The following is a 17429-nucleotide window of genomic DNA, read 5'->3' on the forward strand; positions in this document are numbered from 1 at the left end:
ATTCTTTTTCGATGTTATTTAATGGAATCTTTCACAAAGGTTCCCCAGGCAATATTGGGTTTCCCCGGAACATATTCTTTAGCTTTTTCTATAGCCAGTTTTGCAGCATGTTCTATAATCCATGCAAAATTTTCTTCTCCTACAGAATTTCGGTCTGCATCCGGAGCGGGGTTACAGAAATCAATGGCATAAGGGATACCGTCTCTTACAGCAAATTCCACGGTGTTGAAATCGTATCCTAAAGCTTCATTCATTGTAATTGTATAATCATGAATGGTTTTCAATAATTTTTCAAGTTCTGCACCTTGTGTCTGATGTGTGGTGGCATATCTTAAATGGGGCGCATTTCTAGGTTCATAAGGCATGATGTGAACATATTTTCTGCCCAGGCAGTACACTCTGTAATAATCATCAAAGATAATTTCTTCCTGTACCATCATGACCAGCTGTTCTGTTTCTCCTAATTTATTCCAAAGATCATCCGGATTTTCAACTCTGTAAACACTTTTCCAGCCTCCGCCATCATGAGGCTTCATATATGCCGGAAACCCTACATAATTGAAGATATATTCCCAGTCATGGGGGAATTTCAGGTTTCTGAATGAAGTTTCGGAGGTGTTGTCCGGTCTTTCATGAGATGGAAGCAGAACGGTCTTAGGAAGCGGAATTCCCAGTTTGGACATCAGGGCATTGTTGAAAAACTTCTCATCAGCACTCCACCAAAACGGATTGTTGATTACATAAGTGCCGTTAAGGGCTGCATTTTTTAAATAAGCTCTGTAAAAGGGAACGTCCTGTGAAATTCTGTCGATGATCACTGCATAACCATAGTCTGCTCCCTGTTCTAATTTATCTATAGTAACGGGTTCAGCAATGATATTTCCACCTCCCAGCTCATTTACTTTGTCTATAAATGCCCAGGGAAAAGTGTCTTCCATACCGAAAAGAATTCCTACTTTTTTTGTCATAATTTTTGTTTTTAAGGTGGGTGTATATTTTTTCTATTTGTCTTTTATTGTTTTTAAGAGAAAAATGCTCCTATAAAAGTAGGGAAGACCATTCTCCATAAAGGCCAGTCGTGGCCAATCCATTTTCTTTCATCATACCAGAAGTCTATGCCTTTTATTCTTAGGATTTCAGCCATTTCAACATTTTTATCCTTGCAGATATCCTGGTCAGACGTACTCAGCACGATATGCATGTGTTTATATTTCCAGGCTTCATCATTTCTTACAAATTCCCTTGGACAGTTGAAGTATACCAGTTCATCAGAATAGCCATCCATAAAATTCCTTATGCTGAATGCTCCTGAAAGACAAAACAGATGAGAAACCACATCCGGAAATCTGAAAGCGAAATTAGCTGCATGGTATCCTCCGAAACTTGCTCCTGCAACGGCCACGCGATGTGTTTTGTGAAGCTTCTGGATATAAGGCACGAATTCCTGAATCAGAAATTGTACATACCGTTCATAGTTTCTTATTCTTTGCTGGGGAGATATTTTGTCGTCATAAAAGCTCCAGCTGTCGATAGTTTGTACATTGTAAAGTTTTACTTTTCCCTGTTCTATAAACCAGTTGATACTTCCATTGAGATGAAAATCATGGTTTTGGGTGTATTGGCCCTGCGAAGTTGGAAACATAATGACAGGGTGACCATAATGCCCGGTCACTTCTACCTTTAGACTTGTTCCCAATATATTTGAATAATAGTCTGTATGTTCTATATGAGGCATTTTTTTGTGTTTAATTTTAATACTGTATTTATATTAATTCAATAAATTCAATTCCTCCCAACTGATCTTTTTCTAAAATATCCAGTACAATCGTTTCTAATTTCGGATGTTCAAGGATTATATTTTCTTTAAAGATCTATTTTGATCCAGGTTTGTTGGCATGAATGGAGTCAACGAACTGATAATATGCTTTGCTTTGCCATTTTCCGGGATTTATGTTTTCTAAATTACGTTTTACCAAGGAATCTTCTGGCAGACTGTATATTATGAATTCAATAACATTTTGAATATCAATGTTACGCTTCACTTTCAGGAACTCAATTTGTTGCTTTTGGGAGGAAGGATATTCAGCATGTCTGTATGGATTATTTCTGCTGCAGCATCCAGCCTGTCCTGTACAATGGAAGCATCACCAGATTTATAAACAATCCCGACATGATAATCTATGGGAAGAAATTTGACAACTTCTTCACATTCGAAATTACTGTAATTCGGTTCTTTATCTTTAATCAGAGCCACAATCAAGCCTGAATAATAGCCTGTAGGCGGAGAAACGCTGTAATCATGACCTCTCAGAAGAGCATCTTCAATTTTAGCCCATTCTCTCCAGATATTGATACCGCTTGAAGCTTCAACCAGATCCGGGATATGAGCACCACCCACTCTGGATGAGGTTTCAAGGAAGTACCATTTTCCGTCTTCTTTTCCACGGATAAATTCTGTATGGGTTGCACCATTAATCAGTCCGAAATTGGAAAGTACTTTTGCGTTTATTTCTTCCAATGCTTTAAAGTCCTCGGAATATCTTCCTAAGGTTTTGGATCTGAAAACACCGCCCTCATGTGATACCTGCATGGGAGGTGCAAGATATTTTGAGGCAGAAGTGAATACTATTTTTTTGTTAAAAGTAAGGCTGTCCACATGGTAAACATCTCCGGGTTTAAAACTCTCCAGTAAAAAAAGATGGCGTTCTTCTCCCAGCGTTTCCAGTGCTTCAAGAAGTTGTTCTTTAGAAGTTATTTTCTTGATGCCTGATGCTGATGCTTCGGAACGCGGTTTCAGTACCCATGGGGCAGGAACGCGGTCTGTAAATTCATCCACTTCATGATCATTGAATACCGCAGTGAATTCGGGGACGCTGATCCCGGAATCCTTTGCTTTCTGCCTCATGGCAAGTTTATCTCTGAAATACCGGTGGGTAGTCTGTCCCATTCCGGGAATACGGAATGTCTCTCTGATTAACGCTGCTTTTTCAACATCATAATCATCCAAAGCCACTACAGCATCTACTTTTCTGGTCTTCATCAGATGAGAAAATCCTTGGATCAGATGTTCCAGATTCCATACGGATGGCTTTAGCTCAGGCATATAAAATGTTTCATCAATAGCATGCCAGGGCCAGTTTTTTTCTTTGAGGTTTTCGGAGGTTACGAGGATGATTTTATTACCGAGATTCTTCATTTCGTCCATAAAATCGTAGCCTTTGTAGTAGCACGAAATACACACAATTGTTTTCTTCTCCATATAATGTTTTTTAATATTTAGTGAATTTTCAAAAATAAAAGCGTTTATTTATTATTTTATTAATGTTAAAAAATGAAATATCGTGCGTTTTTGAAAATTCACTAATCAATTATACAGAGTTTTTTTGTAAAAAACTAATTTTTAGTGATAATTTTCAATTAAATTCACCAGAAGCTGAACACCAAAACCTGTTGCTGCTTTTTCTTTAGCATAGCCTACACTTCCAAAGGCTACTCCGGCAATATCCAAATGTGCCCATTTAGGATGGTTTTCAATGAATTGCTCTAAGAATTTCGCGGCAATAATACAGTCTCCTACAGGTTTTAAAGAAATGTTTTTTATATCTGCTACATCAGACTGGATATCGTCTTTCCAGACATCCCATAAAGGAAGATTCCATACTCTCTGATTGGTTTGGTCTCCTGTTTTTATAAGATTATTTTTTAATTCTTCATTATTAGAGAACATTGCAGCGCAGGTATCTCCAAACATTCTTACAGAGCTTCCCGTTAAAGTTGCCAGGTCAATCAGGAAATCTGTTTTGTAGTTTTTAGCAAGATAAGACAATCCGTCCGCGAGAATCAGCCTGCCTTCCGCATCAGTATCAAGCACTTCAATGGTCTTTCCGTTGTAGGCTGTGATCACGTCACTTGGAAGGAGAGCCTTTTCAGAGACAGCATTGTCTGTAATAGGAAGAACAGCAATAATATTCACAGGAAGCTGCATTTCAGCGGCATAGATTAACGTTCCCAAAACAGCGGTAGCTCCACCCATGTCAGACTTCATATAATGCAGATTGGCAGAGCTTTTTATTGATATTCCTCCCGTATCAAACAAAATACATTTTCCTACCAGCCCGAAAGTCTTGGCGTTTTTTGCTGTCGTTTTATATTCTAAAATAGTGAAAGCAGCATCATAAGCACTTCCCTGGTTCACAGAAAGATAAGCGCCTAATCCAAGCTCTTCACATTTCTTTCTGTTAAAAGCCGTGTATTTTAAGTCATATTTTTTAGCCAGATTTTTGAGGTATGCACTTAATATATCCGGTTTTTTAAGATTGGCTGGTTTGTTGAGCCAGTCCTGACAGGCGGTCTGCCCGTTAATCAGAGCTTCTGCTTTCTGGCTGATGTGATCTAATTTTTTCTGGCTTAAATTTTCAAAATGTAATTCAAATTTTGTATTCCAGAAAGCATGTTTTTTATCAAAAGGATAGTTGTAAGTTCCTGTTAAAAGTCCTTTAACGAATTCCTGAAACTGCTTTTCATTCATAAAATCAGCAAGTGCTAATGTAGGCACAGCCTGCAGTTTTTCTTTTTGAGACTGTGAAAACCTGGCTGCCACCTGCTGGATTTCATAATTTTGTAAGGCAGATTTTCCTAATCCAATGAAATAAGTAATTCCTTCTTCATGGGCATTGACAAAGACTTCATGTTTTTTCCCGGTGAAAAAAGTGGAAATGTTTTTATTGAAATTTTTACTGGTTTTTGCCCATTCTTCCTCAGTAAAAAGGTGAAAAACCTGCGTGTAATTTTTGTTTTTTTTATTGATTAGTTTCATAAACAGATGTTATATTTTCTAAATTTATAAACCTTGCTGTTTTCAAATGAAATTTTCTACAGCAATTTTATATTGAGTTCTTGATGCTTTGCTGGTGTGGTTTTACTTCTACCGGATTTTCTGTATTGTCATAGAACAGCCATTCAATAGCTCTTGGAAACTCCTGTGACCAGTAAAATTCATTGTGAGTGCCTTCAGGATTGATATTGGTTTTAAATTCAAAATCAAAAAGCTTTTTCTCTTCCCATTTTTTCAGATATTCTTCAAAAATATGAATCCTTTTGACCATTTTAGAGCCTTCCTGACCGCCGCCGTAAAGATAAATTTTAGTTTTGAACGGAACCCGGAAATTCATCATCGGAAAGTTGTTATTCGGTTCTACCCAGAGAGAAGGCGAGAAGATTAATAGTTTGGAGTACACTTCAGGATAAAGAAAACCACTGTATATACTGATGAGCGCTCCCAATGAGCTGCCCCCGATTCCGGTATTGTCGCGGTCTTTTTTTGTTCTGTAATTTTCGTCCACAAAAGGCTTTAAAGTATCTGCAATAAAGCGGATATACTTTTTTCCTTCCGAACCGCTGGCGACATGATCGTTATCAAAAATATATTCTTTAATTCTTTCCTCACTGCCATGTTCTATCGCAATGATGATAAGATCACCGCGTCCATACTCTGCAAGGATGGATAGCTTTTTGTCGATTTCCCAATTTCCGAAGCCGCTTCCTTCATTGAACAGATTTTGTGCATCCTGAAGGTATAAAACAGGATACCGTTTATCCGTGTTGTGATAGTCGTAGGGAAGGAGCGCCCAAACCTTACGGTAACGGTCAAGCTGCGGAATGTAAAAATTTTCGGAAATAACTTGTGCTATAGGATAATATTCTTCTTTGAACGGTCCCCAGTTCAATCTCCATTTTTTTACAGAGTCAGTTGTTTTACCTGCAGATTTTTTTACTTTCCGGTTGGGTGTGATATTTCCATATTGGTCCAGTTCTACATTTTCCCAACCTCCCTTTGTGAATTTATATTCAATATCATCAGGAAGAGCCTGATCTTCAATTTCTATAAAATAACGGGATGTGTCAGTCTGTCTAAGCTGAAAATTATAATCTTTAGGATTCCAGCTATTGAAATTTCCGGTAATAAATACCGGTCTGTCGTCTATTTCTACTGTATAAAGTTCAAACCTCATCGTTGTGTTTAATAAAATATTGATGTTAAATTTATAAAAAAAAGATTGTTTTGAAATTATAAAAATATGTAGTAAAAAATGATATATTTGATAGATAGACAAAACACGAAATGATGTTGATAATTATTTGATGAATAATTTATCGCTATTGTCAGTATTTTTCGTAGTTTCAGGAAAAATATAAATATAAACTGATCTTGATGAATTCTGTTAAGACCTACACGCTTTTCACCGATCATGATGTATATCTTTTTAAAGAAGGTAGGCACTATAAGCTGTATGGTAAATTTGGAGCACATTCTGCAGAAAAAGAGGGCGTAAAGGGCGTATATTTTTCCGTTTGGGCACCTAATGCAAAGAAAGTTTCTGTGATCGGAAATTTTAACAACTGGAATCATAAAGATCATATCTTGTTTCCACGATGGGATGAATCCGGGATCTGGGAAGGATTTATTGAAGGATTAACCTGGGGAACATTATATAAATATGCTATTGAAACACCCAGAGGTGAAATTCTGGAGAAAAGCGATCCCTATGCATTGAGCTGGGAACAGAATATTCAGGCCGCTTCTCTGGTTTCTACTACCTGGTATGAGTGGGATGACCAGGAATGGATGGACAGCCGCTGGAAAAGAAACAGGCTGGAAGCTCCGATATCTGTATATGAGCTGCATTTAGGCTCCTGGGTAAGAGAAGAAGATCAGCCCCAGCGTTTTTTAAACTATAGAGATATTGCCAAAAAACTGGTTCCTTATATAAAAGAAATGGGATTTACACATGTAGAATTTATGCCGGTGATGGAATATCCTTACGAACCCAGCTGGGGATATCAGATTACCGGTTTTTATGCGGCCACTTCGCGCTTTGGTTCACCACAGGATTTGATGTTTCTTATTGATGAACTTCATAATAATGAAATAGGCGTTATTCTGGATTGGGTTCCGTCCCATTTTCCGGGAGATGCCAATGGTCTTCACCGCTTTGACGGCTCTTATCTGTATGAACATGAAGATCCGAGAAAAGGATTTCACCCGGATTGGAAATCGCATATTTTCAATTACGGAAGAAATGAAGTAAAGTCTTTTCTGATTTCAAATGCCATGTTCTGGCTGGATCGCTATCATGCAGACGGATTGCGTGTGGATGCCGTAACTTCAATGCTTCATCTTGATTATTCAAGAAATGAAGGAGAATGGGAACCTAATATATATGGAACCAATGTGAACCTGGAAGCTAAAACTTTTCTACAGGAATTTAATACGGCTGTTTATAAAGAATTTGGAAATAATATCATCACCATAGCAGAAGAAAGCTCAGATTTTCCCATGCTTACAAAACCTGTTCATGACGGTGGTGTAGGATTTGGAATGAAATGGATGATGGGCTGGATGCATGATACGCTGGATTATTTTAAAGAAGATTTTGTTAACCGTAAATTCCATCATCATAAACTGACCTTTGCTTCCATGTATATGTATAATGAAAATTATATGATGCCTTTGTCACATGATGAAGTGGTACACGGAAAAGCAAGTCTTATTTATAAAATGAAAGGTGACGAATGGCAGAAGTTTGCCAATCTCCGTACCTTATATGTATATATGTATACCCATCCCGGAGCCAAGCTGCTTTTCATGGGCGATGAATTCGGACAGACCGGTGAATGGAATTTTACCAGAAGCCTGGACTGGCATTTGCTTAAATATCCTGTTCACCAAGGAATGCAGGAAATGGTGAAAGACCTGAATCACCTTTACAGATCAGAAACCGCTTTTTATGAAAATCAGTTTGATAAACATGGCTTTGAATGGATAGAAGCAGATGATCTGGAAAATTCGGTATATGTTTATCTAAGAAAAGGAAAAAAGAAAGAAGATGTCCTGATGGTCATTTTAAATCTGGCACCAAAAGTATTGGATTATAAAATCGGGATTCCTGCAGGCTCCCACTGGAAAGTTATTTTAAACTCGGATGATGAAAAATACAGTGGAAGCGGAGTAAGGCCTGAAATCCTTGATGAGACGTATGAAGAATGGAGAAATTATTCTAAAACAATGACGGTGAAATTACCGCCATTGGCAGGAATAATTTTAAGACAGAAGAAAGATAAAAAGTATAAATTACACAGAATTAAACACAAGAGATAAAGAATGGTTGTTTATCATTTAAGTACAGAATGTTATCCTGTAGCAAAAGTAGGCGGTCTGGCAGATGTGGTTGGAGCGTTACCAAAGTATCAGAATAAAGTAAAAGGTATAGAGGCAAAAGTAGTGATGCCCTGGTATAATAAACCTTTTATTCAGGATCATGAATTCGATGTTGTTTTTGATGGCTTTATCCATCAGGGGATCAGTATGCTGCAGGTTCAGGTATTGAAAGAAAAGACAAATGTCCTGGGATTTGAGCTGTATATGGTAAGAATTCCGGGATTATTAGACAGGGATAATCCTTATGGGTATCAGGATGAAAGTTTTCAGTTTCTGGCTTTTCAACATGGAATACTGCATTGGCTTTGTGCCATGGAAATCCGTCCTGATGTGCTGCATTGTCATGATTATCATACTGGTTTGATTCCTTTTATGGTGGAAAATTGTCCGGAATTCGGATTCTTAAAAGGAGTAAAAACAATAGGAACTATTCATAACGGAGAATATCAGGGAATGATGAGCTGGAACATGGCCAATTATATGCCTTCTTTTGATGATTATAAATGGGGACTGATAGACTGGAACGGATTCATGAATCCTCTGGCAAGTATGATTAAATGTGCCAACGCTTTTACCACCGTTTCCGAAGGATATCTTGAAGAACTCTTTATCAGCTTCCGCGGACTGGAAAGTCTGGTTCGTCAGGAATTCGGAAAAGCTTATGGTATCATTAACGGTATTGACACCGAAGTCTGGAATCCTGAAACAGATCCGATGCTCGATTTTAATTTTAACAGTAAAAATGCTGTAGCTCAGAAAAAGAAAAATAAAGAAAGACTCTGTAAAGAATATGGGTTAAAGCCCGAGCTTCCTTTATTCGCCTTTATCGGAAGATTCGCCACGGAAAAAGGTGCAGATCTGCTTCCGGATGTAGTATGGCGAAGTATTAAACAAAGTTATGGAGCTTTAAATATTATGATTCTCGGATCAGGAAATACCTATATTGAAAATAAACTGAAAGAATACGATTATACCTACACCAATTTTGCACTGGATCTTGGATATAAAGAACATCTTTCCCATAAGATCTATGCATCAGCAGATTTCCTTCTGATGCCTTCCAGAGTAGAGCCTTGCGGGTTGAATCAAATGTACTCCATGAGATACGGAACTGTTCCCGTGGTAAGATTTACGGGAGGTCTCAAAGATACCGTAGAAGATATTTCGACGGGTGGAGCAGGACTGAATTTTACTTATCCGGGGGTAGATGATGTTGTACATGCTATGAACAGGGCAATGGCGATTTATAATCAAAAAGGGGTTATGGAAGATCTTATCCATGCCAACATGAATTTTGACTTTGCATGGGAGAAATCTGCAGAAAAATACATAGCTTTATATAATAGCTGATAGAGTGAAGATTTTCGGATTTCTTTCTGTGATAATGTTTACACTGTTTTCATGTAAAGAAGACAGAGGAAGCTACCATGGAGGTTATTATTGGATCTATGGCTACGGTCTTCCGGCAACGGAAAGGTATGAAGCAATGGTTGGTATTGCCGAAAAATGGAAAATAAAGCATTACTCTGTCGGTGATTGTCTGTTAGAACCTGACGAGATGAAGAGAATAGATGCTCTTAATAAAAGGACTTATGCTGCAATAGAAAGAAAATATGGGAAAGGCTGGAGAGAAAAGTATCGTAAAGATGTCGATAACTTTGTAATGAAGAGTGCTGATGTAATGGACGTACTTATTACAAATCCGTTCTTCAGAAATGAGCTTAAAAAATATAATATTGAAATCTATAATCTGGATAAAGAGGTTTTAGTATTGAATGATAAAGATGATTTTCGGGTGACTTTTTATAAAAACGAGCTCCAATATGAAAACAAAGAATGCTTTAAAGTAGCAGTAAACACTAAAAACAGAACAGTAAACTTAATAAAATAAAACGCAATATATTTATGAATCGAAATGTAATCTCCATTGTGTTAGGAGGAGGCAGAGGAACAAGATTATTTCCGTTAACGTATACCAGATCAAAGCCGGCTGTTCCTATTGCAGGAAAATACAGACTGGTGGATATTCCTATTTCAAACTGTTTGAACTCAGGACTGAATAAAATTCTGGTGCTAACGCAGTTTAATTCTGCTTCCCTCAATTCACATATTAAGAATTCTTATCACTTTGATATCTTCAGCAAAGGTTTTGTAGACATTCTGGCAGCCGAGCAGAATGTAGAAAATGACAGCTGGTATCAAGGAACAGCTGATGCTGTGCGTCAGTCTATGAAGCATCTTGAAAAATATGATTATGACTATATCCTTATTCTTTCAGGAGATCAGTTGTATCAGATGGATTTCAGAGAAATGCTGGACTTCCATATTGAAAACGGAGGCGATCTTACCATTGCTACCATTCCGGTCAATGCAAAAGACGCCACAGGTTTTGGGATCTTAAAATCGGATGATGAGGGAAATATTACTTCTTTCTATGAAAAGCCGGATTTTGATATGTTAACAGGCCTGAAATCTGAAGTTTCAGAAGAAAATAAACATGCCGGAAAAGAGTTTCTGGCTTCCATGGGAATCTATATTTTCACCAAGAACATCCTTAAAAAGATGTTTGATGAAGGTGCAGGTGATGATTTCGGAAAAGATATCATTCCAAGCTCCATTGGAAAATACAAGACATTAAGCTATCAGTATGAAGGCTACTGGACAGATATCGGAACTATAGAATCCTTCTACGAAGCCAATCTGGATCTTTGTCTGGATCTGCCGCAGTTTAATCTTTTCTCTTCTTCGCCTATCTACACCAGAGCAAGAATGCTTCCTCCGTCAAAAATAAACGGTTCATATGTAAGTAAAGCCGTTTTTGGAGATGGTTGTATCATTATGGCAGATAAAATTGAAAACTCTGTGATCGGAAACAGAACAAGGATTGATAAAGGAAGTACCATCGTGAATTCTTATGTCATGGGAGCTGATTTCTACCAAAATACAACAGAAATTGTCCTGAACGACAGAGGCGGACGTCCTAATATGGGAATTGGTAAATACTGCTATATAGAAAAAGCAATCCTGGATAAAAACTGTTACATTGGTGACAATGTGAAGATTACTGGCGGAAAACATATTCCGGATGGTGATTATGGAACTTATTCTGTTCAGGATGGGATTGTGGTTGTGAAGAAAGGCGCTGTAATTGCTCCGGGAACACATATCGGGTAAGAGAAGGTAAATAAGAAGCTGGAAGCTGGAAATTATGAATGGCGGAATAGAAAAAGTTATCTTTTCACACGAAATCCTGGCTTATTCTATTGGCTTGAAGAATTTTTCAATCAAAAATTTTGGTAGCTTTATCCGTCAAATAGTAACTTCCAGCTTCCTGGATTCCGCTTCCAGCCTTTAACAAGGTTAATTATTGTTAAACATATCATTGGAGTGATCAGTATATTGGTCACTCTTTATATTTGTATTATTTTTGTGCGATGCGTATTTTTAAAATCTTAGCGGTAATCATTATTCTTTTGGGGGGAGCTTATGCTGCTTCCATGTATTATTTTGTAGATGAAAGTAAGAACTTTACGATTGAAAAAGAGATCGACTATCCCGTGGATAAAGTTTTTGCCCAGTTTAATAATCTTCAGAATTTTACAAGATGGAACAACTTTTTTACCAGCTCACCGTCTATAGATATAGATTATTACACGCCTTATGAAGGGCAGGGAAGTGCCATCAGCTACGTAGATCCTAAAAATGATACCGATGGAGAAATGTTCATCAGGTATGAAAACCCCAATAAAACATTAAAATATCAGCTTTTTGAGGATAAAAACGAAAATCCGACATTGGTTGACGTTAAATTCAAACCTGTTTCCGCAGAAAAAACAAAGATTATCTGGTATGTTCATACTCCCAAATTAGCAGTCTGGAAAAGAGTAGAAAATTTCTGGACTGAAGACCGTTTTGCCGAAAACATCAACAAAAGTATGGTGAATCTTAAAAACTCCTTAGGAAATAAAGTAGAAAAAGACAACCGGATGGCAGCCATCAAATATGACAGCCTGATGGTGGAGAATGAGGAAGACAAACTGTTGTTGGGAATTAATGTAAGTACATCAAACAAAAAAGACGCTCTTTACAAAAATATCGTAATGAATTATAACAAAGTCTATAACTTCGTAACGATGGATCTTGGGAAAAGAGATGATGAATTCGGATACCCGATCCTGATTACTGATGCCGATAATTACAAAGACAAAGAGGTTTCTTATTTTCTCGGAATTCCACTTTCTAAGAAAATTGGAGTGTCTGATAATAATTTCAATTTTAGATCCATAAATCCGTCTCAAAATTATGTAATTTACTACAAAGGGAATTATGAGGGAAGAATTCGGGCAATTCAGCAGCTCATTCAGAAAGCCAAAAAAGACGAGATGCGCTTCGGAGATATCCGCCAGACCTTTATTGAACGTCCGATGGATGGTCAGGAGGTAAACGTTAAGCTCTCATTATCAGTATATAAGTGATTTTTTTTTAATTTATTTCTTCTTAAGTTTTTTTAACGGTTTCAGACTGTTCTAACTCGGTTTTTTTTATTAAATTTGAAGATTAATTCTACAAATAAATTTTAATAAATAGATAAACTGTAATAATGGACAGATTTTCATTCCTAAACGCAGCTCATTCTCAGTTAATTGAGGATTTATACCAACAGTACTTAAAATTCCCGGACTCTTTAGAACCATCATGGAAAGCCTTCTTTCAAGGCTTCGATTTTGCATTGGAGAACTACGGAGATGACGATACCACCCAGTTTATTCAGGCTTCGGCCAACGCTGCCCCGGCAGTACAGCAACAGATTTCTCAGGCAGTATCCAACGGAGAGGTTCCTGAGCATATCAAGAAAGAATTTAAAGTAGTAAACCTTATTGAGGCTTACAGAACAAGAGGACACCTTTTTACAAAGACCAACCCGGTTAGAGAAAGAAGACATTACACGCCTACTTTAGATATCGAAAATTTTGGTCTTTCCAAAGAAGATTTAAATACAAAATTCAACTGTGCCGTTGAAACAGGAATGAAAGAACCTGCTACTCTTGCAGATCTTATCAAACATCTTGAAAACATCTACTGTGATTCCATCGGAGTAGAATACATGCACATCAACAACGTTGAAGAAAAAGATTTTATCAAAAGATGGCTTCAGGTAAACGAAAATCATCCAAGTCTTTCTGCCAATGAAAAAACAGAAATCTTATTAAAATTAAACCAGGCGGTTGCGTTTGAAAACTATCTTCACACAAAATTTGTAGGACAGAAAAGATTCTCATTAGAAGGAGGTGAAACATTAATCCCGGCTTTAGATCAGCTGATCTCAAGATCTTCTCAGCTAGGAGTAGATGAAGTGGTATTAGGAATGGCTCACAGAGGTAGACTTAATGTTCTTACCAATATCTTCGGGAAATCGTATAAGCAGATCTTCTCAGAATTTGAAGGAAAAGAATTCGAAGAAGATGTATTCTCAGGGGATGTTAAATATCACTTAGGATCATCTAAAAAAATCAAAACAGCTTCAGGAGAAGAAGTTTGTATCAACCTGACTCCAAACCCATCCCACCTTGAAACAGTTGCTGCTTTGGTAGAAGGTATCTGCCGTGCAAAAGTAGATGACAAATACAAAGACTATTCTAAAGTATTGCCAATCATCATTCATGGTGACGGAGCTATTGCCGGACAGGGGATTGCTTACGAAGTTGCTCAGATGATGACTCTGGAAGGATACAGAACAGGAGGTACAGTTCATATCGTTGTCAATAACCAGGTTTCGTTTACAACCAATTATATGGATGCAAGATCTTCAACATACTGTACAGATATTGCAAAAGTTACAGAATCTCCTGTAATGCACGTAAATGCTGACGATGCTGAAGCGGTTGTTCATGCCATCCATTTTGCTGCTGACTTCAGAGCAAAATTCGGAAAAGATGTTTATATCGACCTTTTAGGATACAGAAAATATGGTCACAACGAAGGGGATGAGCCAAGATTTACGCAGCCTAACCTTTATAAAACCATTTCAAAACACCCGAATCCAAGAGAAATTTATAAAGAGAAATTATTGAAAGACAGCGTTACTTCCAACGACGTAATTGCTAAAATGGAAACGGAATTCAAAGCTCTTTTAGATAAAGATTTTGACGCTTCTAAAGAGATCGAGAAAAACGTAATGGATGTGTTCATGGCTGAAGATTGGGTAAATTATCCAATTGGTAAGAGAGGAGCAGTGCAGTTACCGGTAGATACTAAATATGACTTGGAGAAGCTGAAAGAATTGGCGATTAAAATGTCAACACTTCCGGCAGACAAGAAGTTTATCAATAAAATTACAAGACTTTTCGATAACCGTATCAAAGCGATTGAAGGAAATTCTTTAGACTGGGCATTAGGAGAATGGTTAGCGTATGCAACACTTCTTGTAGAAGGACACAATGTAAGAATCTCAGGAGAAGATGTGGAAAGAGGAACATTCTCTCACAGACACGCTGTCGTAAAAACTGAAGATACCGAAGAAGAATATATCCCGTTAAGACATGTATCTGAAAACAGATTTGATGTATTCAACTCTCACCTTTCAGAATATGGTGTTCTAGGTTTCGATTATGGATATGCAATGGCTTCCCCAAATACATTAACCATCTGGGAAGCTCAGTTCGGAGATTTCGTGAATGGTGCTCAGATTATCGTTGACCAGTATCTGGCGGCTGCTGAAGAAAAATGGAAAATTCAGGACGGCTTGGTGATGTTATTGCCTCACGGTTCAGAAGGACAGGGAGCAGAGCACTCTTCAGCAAGATTGGAGAGATTCCTTACTCTTTGTGCAAATGAAAACATGGTAGTAGCCAATATTACTTCACCTGCCAACTACTTCCACTTATTGAGAAGACAGTTGAAATGGGCATTCAGAAAACCATTGATCGTAATGAGTCCTAAATCTCTGTTGAGACACCCTAAAGTGGTTTCTCCACTTGAAGATTTCGCTACAGGTTCATTCCAGCCAATTTTAGATGACCCTACAGCAGATCCTAAAAAAGTAGAAAAATTAGTTCTTTGTTCAGGTAAACTGTACTTCGAATTATTAGCGAAGAAAGAAGAACTGAACTGTGAAAATATTGCATTAGTAAGATTCGAACAGTTATATCCGCTTCAGACAGATGCTATTGAAACCATTTTCAGTAAATATGAAAACAGAAAACAATTGGTGTGGGCTCAGGAAGAACCAGAAAACATGGGGGCATGGTCTTATATCCTTAGAAACTTCAGAGATACAGGAATTCAGGTAGTTGCTCCGGTACCAAGCGGTGCACCAGCTCCAGGTAGCCACAAAATGTTTGAGAAAAACCAAAATGCAGTGATCAACAGAGTTTTCGACAGAGATGATGCTCCTGCAAAAAGACCCGTTACAGCGTAATTTAAAATAATAATCAATTAAAAAATAAAAAATACTCGATATGTCAGTTTTAGAAATGAAAGTTCCTTCACCAGGCGAATCAATTACAGAAGTTGAAATTGCAACCTGGCTTGTAAAAGATGGTGATTATGTAGAAAAAGATCAACCTATCGCCGAAGTGGATTCAGATAAAGCAACTCTTGAATTGCCCGCAGAACAAAGTGGAATTATCACTTTAAAAGCAGAAGAAGGTGATGTAGTACAAGTAGGTCAGGTAGTTTGTTTAATTGATATGGATGCTAAAAAACCAGAAGGTGCTGCACCTGCTGCTGAAGCTCCAAAACAGGAAGAAGCTCCGAAAGCTGCTGAGCCTGCTAAACAAGAAGCTCCAAAACCAGCTGCTCCGGTAGCCGCTCCACAAACTTATGCAACAGGAGCTCCATCTCCGGCTGCTAAGAAGATCCTTGATGAAAAAGGAATGGATGCTGCTCAGGTTTCAGGAACAGGAAGAGACGGAAGAATTACTAAAACTGATGCTGAATTAGCAGCAGTACCTGCATTAGGAGGAAGTCCTCTTACTGCAACAGGTTCCAGATCTACCACAACAACTAAACTTTCGGTTTTAAGAAGAAAAATCGCTCAGAGATTAGTTTCTGTGAAGAACGAAACAGCTATGTTAACTACTTTCAACGAAGTTGACATGTCTGAAATCTTCAGATTGAGAAAGCTGTATAAAGAAGAATTTGCTCAAAAGCACGGAGTTGGACTTGGTTTTATGTCTTTCTTTACAAAAGCAGTAACAAGAGCATTACAAATGTATCCGGATGTAAACGCATCTATTGATGGCGACTTCAAAGTAAACTATGATTTCTGCGATATTTCAATCGCAGTTTCAGGTCCTAAAGGATTAATGGTTCCTGTATTGAGAAATGCAGAAAACATGTCTTTCAGTGCTGTTGAAGCAAATATTAAAGATCTTGCTACTAAAGTAAGAGACGGTAAAATTACTGTTGATGAAATGACCGGTGGTACATTTACTATTACAAATGGTGGTACTTTCGGATCTATGATGTCTACACCAATCATCAACCCTCCACAATCTGCAATCTTAGGAATGCACAACATCATCCAGAGACCGGTTGCTGTTGACGGACAGGTAGTAATCAGACCAATGATGTACGTTGCAATGTCATATGACCACAGAATTATCGACGGAAAAGAGTCTGTAGGATTCCTTGTAGCCGTAAAAGAAGGTATCGACAACCCTGTTGAAATTCTAATGGGAGGTGATGAAAGAAAAGGCCTTGGATTATAGTTTTTAATAAAATTATAATATAATATATGATCTCGCCTTAAAAAAGGCGAGATTTTTGTATTTATGAAGAAAATGCTACAATGATGTTTTCAAAAATGACTTCCAATATCAAAGTTTCAGTAATACCTGAATATGATAGTAAAAACAGTTATCCTTCCGAAAACCGTTACGTTTTTAAATACAATATCACGATAGAAAATGACGGAAGCTTTCCTATCAAAGTATTGAAAAGAAAATGGTTAATTTTTGATGTAGGATTCGGATATACAGAAATAATAGGCGACGGAGTGATTGGATTGACTCCTGAGATAGGAACCAGTGAAAATTTTGCTTATTTTTCCAATGTAATGCTTCGTTCCGGGGTAGGGAATATGAGTGGAAAATACCTTGTTAAAAACATGGATACACAGGAAACTTTTGAAATTGATATTCCAAAATTCAATCTGTTGTCTGAAGTGTTGAGCAATTAATAATTGATGCCCTGTATAATGTAAAGTTTT

At 37.5% G+C, this 17429-nt stretch carries 13 protein-coding genes; 8 read left to right on the forward strand and 5 right to left on the reverse strand.

Annotated features, from left to right (window positions below):
• Positions 1 to 14: 14 nt before the first annotated feature.
• From EK417_RS12085 to EK417_RS12105, 5 genes are all read right to left on the reverse strand, one after another.
• Entirely contained in the window at positions 15 to 968 is a 954-nt protein-coding gene (locus EK417_RS12085; RefSeq protein ID WP_076594550.1) for an ATP-grasp domain-containing protein, read from the reverse strand.
• Positions 969 to 1021: 53 nt separating this feature from the next.
• A complete protein-coding gene (locus EK417_RS12090) occupies positions 1022 to 1735 on the reverse strand; it encodes an alpha/beta hydrolase-fold protein (protein WP_110366285.1) in 714 nt (237 codons plus the stop codon).
• Positions 1736 to 2044: 309 nt separating this feature from the next.
• The gene (locus EK417_RS12095) at positions 2045 to 3259 is read right to left on the reverse strand and encodes an ATP-grasp domain-containing protein (protein ID WP_076594553.1); all 1215 of its coding nucleotides are present in this window, start codon (positions 3257 to 3259) and stop codon (positions 2045 to 2047) included.
• A 141-nt stretch (positions 3260 to 3400) separates the two neighbouring features.
• Positions 3401 to 4816: a M17 family metallopeptidase gene (locus tag EK417_RS12100; protein ID WP_110366283.1), complete on the reverse strand. Its 1416-nt coding sequence runs from the start codon at positions 4814 to 4816 to the stop codon at positions 3401 to 3403.
• Between the two features lie 67 nt (positions 4817 to 4883).
• Complete coding sequence (locus EK417_RS12105) at positions 4884 to 6011, reverse strand: alpha/beta hydrolase (RefSeq protein WP_136522291.1); 1128 nt, start codon at positions 6009 to 6011, stop codon at positions 4884 to 4886.
• A gap of 200 nt (positions 6012 to 6211) precedes the next feature.
• On the opposite strand from EK417_RS12105, the gene glgB reads away from it, so the two are divergent.
• The 8 genes from glgB (at position 6212) to apaG (ending at position 17399) form a co-directional block, all read left to right on the forward strand.
• Complete coding sequence (glgB, locus tag EK417_RS12110; protein WP_181446080.1) at positions 6212 to 8158, forward strand: 1,4-alpha-glucan branching protein GlgB; 1947 nt, start codon at positions 6212 to 6214, stop codon at positions 8156 to 8158.
• Between the two features lie 3 nt (positions 8159 to 8161).
• On the forward strand, positions 8162 to 9568 hold the full coding sequence (locus tag EK417_RS12115; RefSeq protein ID WP_136522293.1) for a glycogen synthase: 1407 nt from the start codon (positions 8162 to 8164) through the stop codon (positions 9566 to 9568).
• A 34-nt stretch (positions 9569 to 9602) separates the two neighbouring features.
• Positions 9603 to 10109, forward strand: coding sequence for an FEKKY domain-containing protein (locus tag EK417_RS12120; protein ID WP_136522294.1), 507 nt, complete (start codon positions 9603 to 9605; stop codon positions 10107 to 10109).
• Between the two features lie 14 nt (positions 10110 to 10123).
• The gene (locus tag EK417_RS12125; RefSeq protein WP_076594559.1) at positions 10124 to 11392 is read left to right on the forward strand and encodes a glucose-1-phosphate adenylyltransferase; all 1269 of its coding nucleotides are present in this window, start codon (positions 10124 to 10126) and stop codon (positions 11390 to 11392) included.
• Positions 11393 to 11652: 260 nt separating this feature from the next.
• Entirely contained in the window at positions 11653 to 12693 is a 1041-nt protein-coding gene (locus EK417_RS12130) for an SRPBCC domain-containing protein (protein ID WP_110366280.1), read from the forward strand.
• A gap of 125 nt (positions 12694 to 12818) precedes the next feature.
• Positions 12819 to 15635 (forward strand): 2-oxoglutarate dehydrogenase E1 component, encoded by a 2817-nt coding sequence (locus EK417_RS12135; protein ID WP_076594561.1) that lies wholly within the window; start codon positions 12819 to 12821, stop codon positions 15633 to 15635.
• A 40-nt stretch (positions 15636 to 15675) separates the two neighbouring features.
• Positions 15676 to 16929: a 2-oxoglutarate dehydrogenase complex dihydrolipoyllysine-residue succinyltransferase gene (odhB, locus tag EK417_RS12140; RefSeq protein ID WP_076594562.1), complete on the forward strand. Its 1254-nt coding sequence runs from the start codon at positions 15676 to 15678 to the stop codon at positions 16927 to 16929.
• A gap of 80 nt (positions 16930 to 17009) precedes the next feature.
• Positions 17010 to 17399, forward strand: coding sequence for a Co2+/Mg2+ efflux facilitator ApaG/CorD (gene apaG / locus EK417_RS12145; protein WP_110366278.1), 390 nt, complete (start codon positions 17010 to 17012; stop codon positions 17397 to 17399).
• The last annotated feature ends 30 nt before the right edge of the window (positions 17400 to 17429 follow it).

Source organism: Chryseobacterium candidae (assembly GCF_004916905.1).
Taxonomy (GTDB): Bacteria; Bacteroidota; Bacteroidia; order Flavobacteriales; family Weeksellaceae; genus Chryseobacterium; species Chryseobacterium candidae.

Bases quoted from the DNA above. Each gene is read 5' to 3' on its own strand.
- EK417_RS12085 (WP_076594550.1), bottom strand. From the start codon at position 968: ATGACAAAAAAAGTAGGAATTCTTTTCGGTATGGAAGACACTTTTCCC.
- EK417_RS12090 (WP_110366285.1), bottom strand. From the start codon at position 1,735: ATGCCTCATATAGAACATACAGACTATTATTCAAATATATTGGGAACA.
- EK417_RS12095 (WP_076594553.1), bottom strand. From the start codon at position 3,259: ATGGAGAAGAAAACAATTGTGTGTATTTCGTGCTACTACAAAGGCTAC.
- EK417_RS12100 (WP_110366283.1), bottom strand. From the start codon at position 4,816: ATGAAACTAATCAATAAAAAAAACAAAAATTACACGCAGGTTTTTCAC.
- EK417_RS12105 (WP_136522291.1), bottom strand. From the start codon at position 6,011: ATGAGGTTTGAACTTTATACAGTAGAAATAGACGACAGACCGGTATTT.
- glgB (WP_181446080.1), top strand. From the start codon at position 6,212: ATGAATTCTGTTAAGACCTACACGCTTTTCACCGATCATGATGTATAT.
- EK417_RS12115 (WP_136522293.1), top strand. From the start codon at position 8,162: ATGGTTGTTTATCATTTAAGTACAGAATGTTATCCTGTAGCAAAAGTA.
- EK417_RS12120 (WP_136522294.1), top strand. From the start codon at position 9,603: ATGTTTACACTGTTTTCATGTAAAGAAGACAGAGGAAGCTACCATGGA.
- EK417_RS12125 (WP_076594559.1), top strand. From the start codon at position 10,124: ATGAATCGAAATGTAATCTCCATTGTGTTAGGAGGAGGCAGAGGAACA.
- EK417_RS12130 (WP_110366280.1), top strand. From the start codon at position 11,653: ATGCGTATTTTTAAAATCTTAGCGGTAATCATTATTCTTTTGGGGGGA.
- EK417_RS12135 (WP_076594561.1), top strand. From the start codon at position 12,819: ATGGACAGATTTTCATTCCTAAACGCAGCTCATTCTCAGTTAATTGAG.
- odhB (WP_076594562.1), top strand. From the start codon at position 15,676: ATGTCAGTTTTAGAAATGAAAGTTCCTTCACCAGGCGAATCAATTACA.
- apaG (WP_110366278.1), top strand. From the start codon at position 17,010: ATGATGTTTTCAAAAATGACTTCCAATATCAAAGTTTCAGTAATACCT.